Annotated in this window: 9 protein-coding genes; 7 read left to right on the top strand and 2 right to left on the bottom strand. The window is 74.9% G+C overall.

Features of this window, described 5'->3' with window-relative positions; all coding sequences use genetic code 11:
• Window positions 1-27: 27 nt before the first annotated feature.
• Complete coding sequence (locus ACPFP2_RS06140) at window positions 28-903, bottom strand: carbohydrate kinase family protein (protein WP_424086936.1); 876 nt, start codon at window positions 901-903, stop codon at window positions 28-30.
• A gap of 62 nt (window positions 904-965) precedes the next feature.
• Here ACPFP2_RS06140 and ACPFP2_RS06145 point away from each other — a divergent pair, with 62 nt between their 5' ends.
• Entirely contained in the window at window positions 966-4,235 is a 3,270-nt protein-coding gene (locus tag ACPFP2_RS06145; protein ID WP_424086938.1) for an SNF2-related protein, read from the top strand.
• Entirely contained in the window at window positions 4,232-5,233 is a 1,002-nt protein-coding gene (locus ACPFP2_RS06150; RefSeq protein ID WP_424086940.1) for an SWIM zinc finger family protein, read from the top strand. The genes ACPFP2_RS06145 and ACPFP2_RS06150 overlap by 4 nt, the downstream gene beginning before the upstream one ends.
• A gap of 140 nt (window positions 5,234-5,373) precedes the next feature.
• Here ACPFP2_RS06150 and ACPFP2_RS06155 read toward each other — a convergent pair whose 3' ends face one another.
• A complete protein-coding gene (locus ACPFP2_RS06155) occupies window positions 5,374-5,631 on the bottom strand; it encodes a DUF3040 domain-containing protein (protein ID WP_424086942.1) in 258 nt (85 codons plus the stop codon).
• Window positions 5,632-6,076: 445 nt separating this feature from the next.
• Here ACPFP2_RS06155 and ACPFP2_RS06160 point away from each other — a divergent pair, with 445 nt between their 5' ends.
• The 5 genes from ACPFP2_RS06160 to ACPFP2_RS06180 are packed head-to-tail and all read left to right on the top strand — an operon-like array spanning window position 6,077 to window position 12,242.
• The gene (locus tag ACPFP2_RS06160; RefSeq protein ID WP_424086943.1) at window positions 6,077-8,077 is read left to right on the top strand and encodes a DUF1800 domain-containing protein; all 2,001 of its coding nucleotides are present in this window, start codon (window positions 6,077-6,079) and stop codon (window positions 8,075-8,077) included.
• Between the two features lie 8 nt (window positions 8,078-8,085).
• Window positions 8,086-9,465 carry a DUF1501 domain-containing protein gene (locus tag ACPFP2_RS06165; RefSeq protein ID WP_424086945.1) on the top strand — a complete coding sequence of 460 codons (1,380 nt, stop codon included), beginning with the start codon at window positions 8,086-8,088 and terminating at the stop codon, window positions 9,463-9,465.
• Complete coding sequence (locus ACPFP2_RS06170; RefSeq protein WP_424086947.1) at window positions 9,462-10,883, top strand: ferredoxin reductase family protein; 1,422 nt, start codon at window positions 9,462-9,464, stop codon at window positions 10,881-10,883. The genes ACPFP2_RS06165 and ACPFP2_RS06170 overlap by 4 nt, the downstream gene beginning before the upstream one ends.
• Window positions 10,884-10,897: 14 nt before the next feature.
• Window positions 10,898-11,470, top strand: a complete 573-nt coding sequence (locus ACPFP2_RS06175; protein ID WP_424086949.1) for an FMN-binding protein — start codon at window positions 10,898-10,900, stop codon at window positions 11,468-11,470.
• A 49-nt stretch (window positions 11,471-11,519) separates the two neighbouring features.
• A complete protein-coding gene (locus ACPFP2_RS06180; protein WP_424086985.1) occupies window positions 11,520-12,242 on the top strand; it encodes an FAD:protein FMN transferase in 723 nt (240 codons plus the stop codon).
• The last annotated feature ends 34 nt before the right edge of the window (window positions 12,243-12,276 follow it).

The following is a 12,276-nucleotide window of genomic DNA, read 5'->3' on the forward strand; positions in this document are numbered from 1 at the left end:
GGGTGGCGCGGCCGGGCAGCGGCGGGGTCAGCGGGTCGGCAGCAGGCCGGGCGGGTACTCCATGCCGTCGTGGGTGCACGCCGCGGCGGCGACCCGGGCGGCGTGCGCGGCCGCGTCCGGCAGTGCCACGCCGGTCAGCCGGCCGGCGATCAGCGCGGCGGCGAAGGCGTCCCCGGCGCCGTTGCTGTCGATGACCGGGGCGGGTGGCACGGTGGCCCACACGTGGTGGCGCGCGCCGTCGCCGGGGTACAGGTCCGCGCCGTCCGCGCCCCGGGTCACCAGCACCGTGCGGGGCGCCAGCGCGGCGGCGAGCGCGGGCGCGTCGTCGCCCAGCCGTACGCCGCTGACGAAGACCAGGTCCGCCGCCTCGGCGAACGGGCGGTGGTACGGGTTCTGCCCGTCCCAGTCGTGCAGGTCCGTGGAGAGTGCCACCCCGTCGGGCAGGGCCGCGCGCAGCACCGGCAGTCGGTCCCGTGCCCAGTCCATGATCGAGACGTGCACGTGGGCGGCGTCGCGGACCAGCGCGGCGAGCCGGTCGTCGTCGAACGGGGCGTCCGCCCCCGGCCAGGGGGCCGGGTCGTACAGCGACATCCGCCGTCCCGCCGGGTCCACCAGGTTCACCGACTGCCGGGTGCCGCCGGGGCTCTCCGCGAGCACGGTGTGCACCGAGGTCCGGGCCAGCGCCGCGCGGACCACCTCGCCGGCCGGGTCGGCGCCGAGCACGTCGACCAGGGCCACCCGCAGCCCGAGGGCGTGCGCGGCCAGGGCCACCCCGGCGCCGGTGTTGCCGATCCGGGCCCGGATCGGCGGGACGGTCAGCGAGTCGGCGGCGGGCGGCGGGATGGCCGGCACGTGGACCCGCAGGTCCACTCCCAGGCCGCCGATCACGAGAAGGTCGAACATGGCGCCGACGGTAGCCTGACCGCGCCGCCTATCCTGGGCCCGGGCGTCGACGAGGGGGAAGTGTGCTGGTCATCCACGGGGTGTGGCTGGTCGGTGCCGGTCTCGCCGTCTGGGCCGAGGACAGCGCGCTGCCGGCGCGCGCGCCGCGCCGGCCCGGCCGCGCGCCGCGGGAACGTCCGCACCCGTTCGCCGCCGACCACGCCACGCTGGCCGCCGCGCTCGGCGACGTCCCGGCCGTGGCCGGGTCCCTGCCACTCACCCTCCCCACCCGCGCCGGCTCGCCGCTGGACTCGCCCGAACTGGTCCGGACCACCGTCGTCGAGCCGGTGCGCGGTCCGGTCACCCTCGCCGGGTGGCGCGCCCCCGTGCTGGCGTACGACCCGGACGACGCGCTGGCCCTGCTGCGTACCCTCGCCGGCTGCCCGGCCGTGCCCGGCGCCACCCTGCGTCACCTCGCCGGGCTGGCCGACTTCGCCGTCGATCTGGTGGCCCGGGGCCGGGTGCTGCCCGGCCTCGCCGACCCGCCGCCGAGGTCGCCGGCCACCCTGGTCGGCGCGGCCGCCCCCACCCCGGCCGACAGCACAGGCGCGACGACCCTCACCCCGGCCGTGGCCGACGGCGCCCCCGAGACGGCCGGCCGGTGGCGTCGGCCGGGCGTGGCCGACGGTCACCTGCCGGCGTGGGCGGTGTGGCGGCCCCTGCTCACCGGCGTCGACGCGGGTTGGGCCCGGTCGCTGGCGCTGGCCCTGCCTCCGGCCGCCCGCGCCGCCGCCGTCCCGTTCCCGCCCCGGGCCACCGGTGCGGCCGGCGGCGGTGGCCGTGCCGCACGGGACACCGTCGGAGTCGACGCCGCCGCGCTGGTCGCCGACGCGCTGGACGCCCTGACCGACGCCGCCGCGCGGCTCGCCCTCGCCGACGTCGACCTGGCCCGGGGCGGCCGGCGCGACGGCGTGGTCGGCGGCTGGCTGACGGCGCTGACCGGCCCGCACCGGGGATTCACCGCCGAGCCCGAGCCGTTGCGCACCCTGCGCACCGAACTGGACGCCTGGCAGCGCGACGCCGCCGGCGGTGCGGTACGGGCCAGCTTCCGCCTGGTCGAGCCGGAGGCCGAGGAGATCGTCGACCCGCTCGTGGTGGTGCCGGCGGACCCGACCACCGTGGTCCGGCGCGACGGCCCCTGGCGGGTCGAGTTCGGGCTGCAGGCCGCCGAGGAGCCCGGCCTGCACGTCGGGGCCGGGCAGGTGTGGCGGGCGCCGGAGACCGTACCCGTGCTGGCCGGGTCGCTGGAGAGCCCGCAGGAGACGCTCCTGGCCGAGCTGGGGCGGGCCGGGCGGCTCTGGCCGGAGCTGGACGCGGCGCTGCGCACCGCGGCGCCGGAGGAGTTGGAGCTGGACGCCGAGGGCGCCCACCGGTTCCTGCGCGACGGCGCGCCGGTGCTGCACGCCGCCGGTTTCGGGGTGCTGTTGCCCTCCTGGTGGCAGCGCCCGTCGGCGCGGCTCGGCGCCCGGCTACGGGCGCGCGGACGGACCGCCCCCGGCACGGTCGCCGACGCCGCCGGCGGGCTCGGCCTCGACGCCCTGGTCGACTACCGGTGGGAGGTGGCGCTCGGCGACGAGACCGTCGACGCCGACGAGCTGGCCGCCCTCGCCGCGCTGAAGACGCCACTGGTCCGGCTGCGCGGCCGGTGGGTGGAGCTGGACCCGAAGCGGCTCGCCGCCGGGCTGCGCCTGCTGCGCTCCTCCGGCGAGCTGACCGTCGCGGACCTGCTCCGGCTCGGCCTCGCCGAGGGCGACCGGCCCGAGGCGCTGCCGGTGCTGGAGGTGAGCGCCGACGGGCCGTTGGGGGACCTGCTCGCCGGGGAGGCCGAGCGCCGGCTCACCCCGCTCGACCCGCCGCCTGCGTTCAAGGGCACGCTGCGGCCGTACCAGCGGCGCGGGCTGGCCTGGCTGGTCTTCCTCCAGTCGCTCGGTCTCGGCGGGATCCTCGCCGACGACATGGGGCTGGGCAAGACGGTGCAGTTGCTCGCCCTGCTCGCCGGGGACCCGCCCGGCGTCGGCCCGACCCTGCTGGTCTGCCCGATGTCGCTGGTCGGCAACTGGCAGCGGGAGGCGGCGAAGTTCACCCCCGGGTTGCGGGTGCACGTGCACCACGGCGCGGACCGGGCCCGGGGCGCGCAGTTCGAGGAGGCGGTGCACGCCGCCGACCTCGTGCTCACCACGTACTCGGTGGCCGCCCGGGACGCGGCCGCACTCGCCTCGCTGGCCTGGCACCGGGTCGTCGTGGACGAGGCGCAGGCGATCAAGAACGCCTCGACCCGGCAGGCCGAGGCGGTCCGGTCGCTGCCCGCCCGGCACCGGGTGGCGGTCACCGGCACGCCGGTGGAGAACCGCCTCGCCGACCTCTGGTCGATCATGCAGTTCGCCAACCCCGGGCTGCTCGGCCCCGCGTCCAGCTTCAAGAAGTCGTACGCGGTGCCGATCGAGCGGCACTCCGACGCCGAGACGGCCGCCCGGCTGCGCCGGATGACCGGCCCCTTCGTGCTGCGGCGGCTCAAGACCGACTCCTCGATCATCTCCGACCTGCCGGAGAAGCTGGAGATGGAGGTGGTCTGCAACCTGACCACCGAGCAGGCCTCGCTCTACCGGGCGATCGTCGACGACATGCTGGCGAAGATCGAGTCCAGCGACGGGATGGAGCGGCGCGGCCTGGTGCTGGCCACCATGACCCGGCTCAAGCAGGTCTGCAACCACCCGGCCCAACTGCTGCGCGACGGCTCCGCCCTGCCCGGACGCTCGGGCAAGCTGGAACGGCTGGAGGAGATCCTCGACGAGGTTCTCGCGGCCGGGGAGAAGGTCCTGCTCTTCACCCAGTACGCCGAGTTCGGCGGGATGCTGCGCGGTCACCTGTCGGCCCGCTTCGGCCGGGAGGTGCTCTTCCTGCACGGCGGGGTCGGCAAGGCCGACCGGGACGCGATGGTGACCCGGTTCCAGTCCCCGGACGGCCCGCCGGTCTTCGTGCTGTCGCTCAAGGCCGGGGGCACCGGGCTCACCCTCACCGCCGCCAACCACGTGGTGCACGTGGACCGTTGGTGGAACCCGGCGGTGGAGGACCAGGCCACCGACCGGGCGTTCCGGATCGGCCAGCGCCGACGGGTGCAGGTCCGCAAGTTCGTCTGCGCCGGCACCGTGGAGGAGAAGGTGGCCGCGATGATCGCCGACAAGCGCAGCCTGGCCGCCTCGGTGGTGGGCAGCGGCGAGCAGTGGGTCACCGAGCTCTCCACCGCCCAGCTGCGCGAACTGTTCACCCTGGAGGCCGGGGCGGTGGTCGAGTGACCGGCCGGAACTCCACGCCCCGGCCGGACGACGCTGCGGCCGGGGCCGGCGGCGGCCCGGCGGGTGCCGGCCGGTTCGCCGACTTCGGCCGTCCGCGCCGGGTCGACGGCGGGCTCAGGGCGCGCAGCACCCGGGGCGCGATCGGCGTGTCCTGGTGGTCGCGGCGCTTCCTGGAGGTGCTGGAGTCGTTCGCGCTCGGCACCCGGCTCACCCGTGGCCGCTCGTACGCGCGGCGGGGCCAGGTGCTCCGGCTCGACGTGACGCCCGGCCGGGTGACGGCGAGCGTGCAGGGCTCCCGGGCCGAGCCGTACCGGGTCACCATCGCGCTGGCGCCCTTCCCGGCGGAGCTCTGGGAACTCCTCGAGCGGGACCTCGCCGGGCAGGCGTTCTTCAGCGCCCGGCTGCTCGCCGGTGACCTCCCGGCCGAGCTGGAGCAGGTGTTCGCCGACGCGGGCGCGCCGCTCTTCCCGGCCGGGGTCGACGAGTTGAGCCAGCGGTGCAGCTGTCCCGACTTCGCGGTGCCCTGCAAGCACCTCGCCGCGACGTTCTACCTGCTCGCCGAGGCGTTCGACGCGGACCCGTTCCAGTTGCTGCACTGGCGGGGCCGCAGCCGGGCCGACCTGCTCGACCGGCTGCGTACGCGACGCGCCGCCGCGTCCGGGGTGGACGTGGCGGCCGGGTCGTCCGGAGGGGACGGGCCGGTGACCGTCCCCGCGCCGGCAGGCGTCGCCGGCGTCGTACCCGGTGGCCCGTTCGGCGACGACGGCGCTCCGGCCGCCGGTGCGGCGCGGGTGCTGGCGGGCCTGCCCGCGGCCCCGTTGGACGAGGCGGTGGACCGGTTCTGGCTGCCGCCGGTGCCGCTGCCGGACCGCCCGGCCACGCTGGCGACCGGCCCGGAACTGCTGCTGCGGCAACTCGGCGCGCCCGCTCCGGCGATCGGTGGCCCCGGCCTGCTGGAGCGGCTGCGACGCGGGTATCGGACCTTCGGCCGGTCGTAGCGCGGTGACCGGCGGCCGCACGAGCCCCGGCGGCGACGTCCGGCTGTGCGCAGGACACCGGATCTTGGACAGTTACCGTCCTGGTCGGACGCCAACTGTCCAAGATCTCGGTGTCCGGGTGGGGCGACCGGATGCCACGGTCACAGCCAGCGGCGGCGGAAGCGCCACATCAGTGCGGCGTTGACCGCCAACACCACGGCACAGATCGCGCCCGCCGGCCGTCCGGCCAGTACGGTCATCGCCGGCAGCGACGCCCAGAGCACGATCGTGAGCAGCATCAGCCAGCGCCCGCGCCGGGCCCGCGCCCGATGGTCGAGTCTCGCGAAGAACTTCGGGTCGCTCTCCCGCAGGTTCCGGGTGATCTGTTCGAATCTGCGCTGATCCTCTTTGCTGAGCATGGCGGTGCCTTCCCCTCACGGCTTCAGCGGTTCGGCGGCTTACCCGCTGCGGCGGCGGCTCACGCACTCCTGCCGCTGCTAACTTCGCGACCGGGCCGGGGCCTGCTCAGGGGCGGCTCAGCACAGGCTTATCCCTTCCTTAAGTTTCACTGTGCCGGTGAACGTCGCGTCCAGCGCCGCGTACGCAGGAAACGTTACGCCCGGGCCGTCGGCGGGCGTGTCACCCCTGCTCGGGACGGTGCTGCCCAGCCGGGGTGAAACCGCCTCATCTTCTGCGCTGCTGAGCGGTGCCTTAAGTGCGGTGAGTGGGCCTCTCCGGCCGTCTTGAGGCAGGTGAACCGCTTGGTTACTTTCCCGTAGCAACCCCCTCAGGCAACAGTCGCCGCACCCTTCGCCCCGCTCCGGTCGCAGCGTGTCGGCGCCTTCAAGAAATCGGGATTGGTGCATGGCCGACCAGAACGTGCCACCGCGTGGACCGTGGGACGACCGCGGTGGAAACCCCGGGCAACACCCGTACGCCCCGCAGTACCAGGGACCGAGGGACGTGGCCCCCGGGTACCCGGCCGCGCCGCCGGCCCAGGGTCCGCAGTGGGTCGGCCCGGAAGGGCTGGGCCGACAGAGCTTCCACCAGCCGGCCGGAACCGGACTGCCCACGCTGGACGATGACGACGAGCCGGGCCGCCGCACCGGCCGGCGTCGTGCCCTCGCCACCATCGGCGGAGTCGCCGCCGTCGTGGCCGGCGGCGCGGCCCTCGCCCCGGCCGTGCGCGGGTTCTTCGACGACGGCGCGGTGGCCGGCGACGCCACCGGCACCACCGTCACCGACGGCACCGCCGCCCGCCCCAGCGGCCAGCAGCCGAGCAGGGTGCGCACCTACACCGAGCAGAACGAGAGCTACATGGGCTCCCGGGCCGGGGCGGTGCTGAAGAAGAACAACCCCACCGGTGGCCGGCTCTACTCCGGCCCGGCCTCCGCCGCCGCGGAGACCCCGGTGACGGTGAAGACCGTCCTGGCCAAGGACCCGGTCCGGCACCTGGCCAGCCGGGCCACCTTCGGCGCCACGCCCAAGGTGCTCGCCGACATCCGGCGGATGGGCATCGACGGCTGGATCCGCTGGCAGCTCGACCCGGAGAAGATCTCGCCGAGCCCGGCCGAGCTGAAGCTCGCCGAGTTGCCCAGCCTCAAGCTGAGCCCGCAGCAGCTCCGCGAGCAGCGCGACCAGCTCAACGAGCGGGGCGTGCAGCCGGAGAAGGAGACGGTGGACGCCACGCTGGCCCGGCAGATCTGGTCGGAGCGCCAACTCTTCGAGGTGATGGTCGACTTCTGGAACGACTTCCTGCACGTCGCCGCCGACTTCGACGGCGGCGAGGTCTACCGCAACTCCTTCGACCGCGACGTCGTACGGGCCCACGCCCTGGGCAGCTACCCGGAGATGCTGGTCGCCGCGAACAGGCACCCGGCGCTGCTGCTCTACCTGAACCAGAACGACTCGCGCGCCGACGCCGTCAACGAGAACCTGGCCCGGGAGAACTTGGAGCTCTACTCGGTCGGCGTCGACGGCGGATACACCGAGAAGGACGTGCGGCAGGCGGCCCTGCTGCAGACCGGGCGGGGTGTCCAGGACGGGAAGTACGTCTTCCGCGCCAACCAGCACTACCGGGGCAAGGTGAAGATCCTCGGCTTCACCCACGCCAACGCCTCGGACGACCCGAAGCAGGCCGACGCCGCCATCGACTCCTACCTGCGCTACATCGCCCTGCACCCGTCGACCGCCCAGTACGTGGCGCGCAGCCTGGCCACCCGGTTCGTCTCGGACACCCCGCCGAAGTCCCTGGTGGACCGGCTGGCCAAGACGTACACGGTGAACAAGGGCATGGTGAAGCCGCTGCTGATGACGCTCTTCAGCTCCTCGGAGTTCTGGGCCGCGGTGGGGCAGAAGGTGCGCCGGCCGATGGAGTACCTGATCGCCACGTACCGCACCCTCAACGTCCGGCCGGAGGCCTCGCCGGCCTTCAAGCAGGACGGCGGCCGGCCCGCCTTCGCGCGTGGCCTGCGGCAGATCCACGACAAGCTGCGCCAGCTCGGCCAGTACCCGATGGGCCAGCCCACCCCCGACGGCTACCCCGACGTCTACGTCGCCTGGACCTCCGCCGGGACGATGGTCAGCGGCTGGAACGAGGCGGGGGACCTGCTCGCCGGCTACCGCACCGAGTTCACGTTCACGCCCGCCGAGGCGCTGGTGGCCCGACCGCCAACCACCGCCGGGGCGTACGTGGACGCGCTCGCCCAGCGGCTGGTGCACCAGAAGCTGAGCGCCAAGGAGAAGGCGCTGATCCTGAGCGTGGCCGGCGTCCCGGCGGGCGCCAAGGTCGACGCGACGTTCAACGGGGCCGTCACCGCCGTCGCGCGGGCGATCCTCGCTTCCCCCCAGCACCACCTCCGGTGAGGCACCCGATGGAGAAGACTGTGCACTCGTTCCCCCTGCACCCCGAATGCCCCGACGTGCGGCGGCTGGCCGACAACCCGGCCGAGGCGCTGCTGCGCGCGGAGGCCGACGTCGTCGCCGCCGAGAACGCCGCCGAAGCCGACCGGTACCGCCGGCTGGAGGACCTGGAGGAGGCCCAGCAGGACGGGCGGGGGGTGACCCGGCGGACCTTCGTCGCCGGCGCCGCCGCCACCGCCACCGCGCTGGCCACCGCCCAGTTCGTCACCACCTCCGCGTCGTTCGCCGCGACGAAGACCGGCACCCTGATCCACGTCTTCCTCTACGGCGGGCTGGACGGGCTGAGCCTGGTCGCCCCCGCCGAGGACCCGGTGCTGGCCAAGGCCCGCCCCGACCTGCTGCTCGGCGACGACTCGCTGGCGTTGGGCCGCGGCTTCAAGCTGACCAGCGCGTTCGCGCCGCTGGAGAAGTGGCTGCGGGCCGGGCAGCTCGGGTTCGTCCCGGCGGTCTCCGACGAGCGGCTGTCCCGCAGCCACTTCCAGGCCGCCGACGCCTGCAACCTCGGCGGCCTGCCCGGTGAGACCGGCGGTCGGGGCTGGCTGGACAGCCTGGTCGACGCGCTCGGCAAGGGCACCGCGTTCCGCAGCGTCGGCATCGGCAGCACGCTGCCCCGGTCGCTGGTCGGCAACAACGGCGCGCTCTCGATCAACAACGTCGGCTCGCTGAAGCTCAACGGCGAGGAGAAGTACCGGGCGGCCACCGAGAAGGCGATCCGCGGCCTGTTCACCGGGATCAACCACCCGGTCCAGGAGGCGGTGCTCGACGGCATGTCCGCGCTGACCACCGCGCAGAAGCTGTCGGCCCGGCCGTACCAGCCGGCCGAGGGTGTGGAGTACAGGGGCGTCGGCTCCGCGTTCCAGCAGCTCGCCCAACTGATCAAGGGCGGGGCGAACGTCCGGGTGGCCACGGTCGGCATGGGCGGCTACGACACCCACGAGAACCAGGGCACCCGCCCCGGCGGACAACTGCACCGGCGGCTCAACGAGCTCGCCACGGCGCTGGCCGCGTTCTTCACCGACCTCGGCGACTCCGCCGCCGACGTCACGGTCATGGTGTCCAGCGAGTTCGGCCGGCGGGTCGCCTCCAACGGCGGCGGCACCGACCACGGCCACGGCGGGGTGATCACCGTCCTGTCGGGCCGTAAGCTCGCCGGCTCGCTGCTGGGCACCTGGAACGGCTTGAACGATCTGGACTCCGGCGACGTACCCGAGTACAACAACATGTTCAACGTCTACGGAAGCGTGGCGCAGGGGCGGTTCGGCCTGACCAACGCCGAGGTGGACAAGATCTTCCCGAGGCAGAAGTACACCCCCATGAAGCTGTACGCGTGACATACCAGGACACCTGGGCCGCCGGCCGCCGTACGGGGACGACCTCCCCGCACGGCGGCCGTTCGGCTGCCCCCGTACCCCCGACACCGGCGCCGCCGCGACGCGGGCCCGGCGGCCGGCGGGCCCTGGCCCTGCTCTTCTGGGCGGGCCTGGTGGCCGCCGTGCTGCCGTGGTGGCTGGACACCCCCGCCGGGGCGCTGAAGGACACCGGCGACCTGCTCACCGCCGCCGGGCGGATCACCGGGCTGGTCGCCGGCTACCTGCTGCTGGTGCAGGTGCTGATGATGAGCCGCCTCGGCGCGCTGGAACGCTGGGTCGGCGGGGAACGGATCTCCCGCCTGCACCGGGACCTCGGCGCCACCCTGCTCGTCGCGGTGCTGGCCCACCTGTCGCTGCTGCTGGTCGCGTACGCCGAGGCCGACGGGGAGTCCGTCCCCGGCGAGGTGGGCGTGCTGCTGCGCGACTACGAGGACATGCTCTCCGCGTTCCTCGCCGCCGGCATCATGGTCCTCATCGGCTGCACCGGCATCCGGGCGATCCGCACCGTCATGCCCTACGAACTCTGGTACCACCTGCACCTGGCCAGCTACGCCGCGCTGCTGCTCGGCTTCGGCCACCAGTTCAGCAACGGCGCGCAGCTGCACCCGCCCGGTCCGGTGCGCACCGGCTGGATCGCCGCCTACCTGCTGGTGCTCGCCGCCCTGCTCTGGGGGCGGGTGGTCGCCCCGCTGCACTTCAACCTGCGGCACCGGCTGCGGGTGGCCGACGTGGTGGCGGAGAGTCCGGACACCGTGTCGATCTACCTGACCGGCCGACGGCTCAACCAGATCGACATGCTCGGCGGGCAGTACTTCCGCTGGCGCTTCCTGGCCCGCGGCTGCTGGTGGCAGTCGCACCCGTTCTCGCTCTCCGCCGCGGCCAACGGCCGCTGGCTGCGCCTGACCGTCAAGGTCGTCGGCGTGCACACCGCCGACCTGCGCGACCTCGACTCCGGCACCCGGGTCTGGGCGGAGGGCCCGTCGGGCACCTTCACCGCCGCCCACCGGACCAGGGAGCGGGCGCTGCTGATCGCCGGTGGCAGCGGCATCGCGCCGCTGCGGGCGATGCTGGAGGAGCTGCCGCCCGGGGCGGCGCTGATCTACCGCGCCCGTACCCCCGCCGACGTGCTGATGCACCACGAGCTGGACTGGCTGGCCCAGGCCCGGCACACCTCCGTCTGGTACGTGATCGGGTCCCGCGACGACCCCGGCCCTCGGCAGGTGATGAGCCCCGACGGGCTGCGCCGCCTGGTGCCGGACGTGGCCCGTCGCGACGTCTACCTCTGTGGGCCGGCCGGCCTGGTCGAGGAGTCGGTACGGGCGCTGCGCGCCGCCGGCGTGCCGCGCCGGCAGATCCACCTCGCCACGTTCGAGCTGTGAGAGAGGCACTTCAGATGCGTCGCGCGCTCCTCGCGATCACCGGCCTGGCCGCCGGCACCACCGCCCTGGTGGTGCTGAAGGGCTCCCCGGGGGCCAGCCAGGTCGCCGCCGTCGAGCAGCCACCGGTCGTCCCCGCCGGCTCCGACCCGGCCGCGCTCCCCGAGGCCGCTTCCACCCCGACCGCCTCCGGCCCGGCCCGCTCCACCCGGCCCACCCCGGGCGCCCGGCAGAGCCCGACCGGCCGGGCGGGCGCCGACGCGCCGAGACCGGCGGCCCCGGCTCCCACCAGCAGCGCGCCGAGGCCGACCCTGCGCACCGTCAGCGGCCCGCAGGTCACCTACGAGTACGGCACCCTGTCGGTGCAGATCACCCTCTCCGGCACCCGCATCGTCAACGCCACCGGCATCGGGCTGCCGCAGAGCGGGCAGTCGGGCCAGCGCAGCGACGACGTGCAGGCCACCTACAGCGGGACGTCCGGCGAGGTGGTGCGCAGGCAGAGCGCCGGCCTGGACACCGTCTCCGACGCCACCGCCACCAGCGACGCGTACAAGAAGTCGCTCCAGGCCGCGATCGACCGGGCCCGCTGAGGTGCCGGTGGCACCGGCCCGGCCCGGCCTGCGCCGGGTCGAGCAGATCATGGGTACGGCGATCAGCCTGGACCTGGCCGACGACCTGCCCGCCGCGACCCTGCACGAACTCGCCGAGCAGACCTTCGACTGGCTGCGCGAGGTCGACGCCCGGTTCAGCACCTGGCGCGACGACAGCGAGGTGTGCCGCCTCGACCGGGGCGAGCTGCCCCTGGCCGAGGCGTCGGCGGACCTGCGGGCGGTGCTGGAACGCTGCGCCGACCTGTGGCGCGTCACCGACGGGTTCTTCGACGCGTACGCCACCGGCCGGCTCGACCCGTCCGGCTACGTGAAGGGCTGGTCGGCGCAGGTCGCCTCGGACCGCCTGGTCGCCGCAGGGGCGGGCAACCACTGCCTCAACGCCGGCGGCGACGTGGTGGTGCGCGGGCTGTCCCCGACCCGACGGCCGTGGCGGATCGGCGTCGCGCACCCCTGGGACCCGACGGCCACCTGCCTGGTGCTCGCCGGCACCGACCTGGCGGTCGCCACCTCGGGCGTCCAGCACCGGGGCCACCACGTACACGACCCGCGTCGGGGTGTGCCGGCCCGCGGGCTGCGCTCGGTCACCGTGGTCGGGGCGGACCTGGGCCTTGCCGACGCGTACGCGACCGCCGCGATGGCGATGGGGGAGTCCGGCGTCGGCTGGCTCGACCGCCTCGACGGCCACCTGCACGCCGTCGTCACCGACGACGCCCGCCTCCTCCACTCCACCACCCTCCCCCTAACCCCCTGACCATCCCCCCGCCCTCCCGCCCCGCCCCGCCCCG

It is taken from the genome of Micromonospora citrea, from assembly GCF_049629545.1.
Taxonomy (GTDB): domain Bacteria; phylum Actinomycetota; class Actinomycetes; order Mycobacteriales; family Micromonosporaceae; genus Micromonospora; species Micromonospora citrea_A.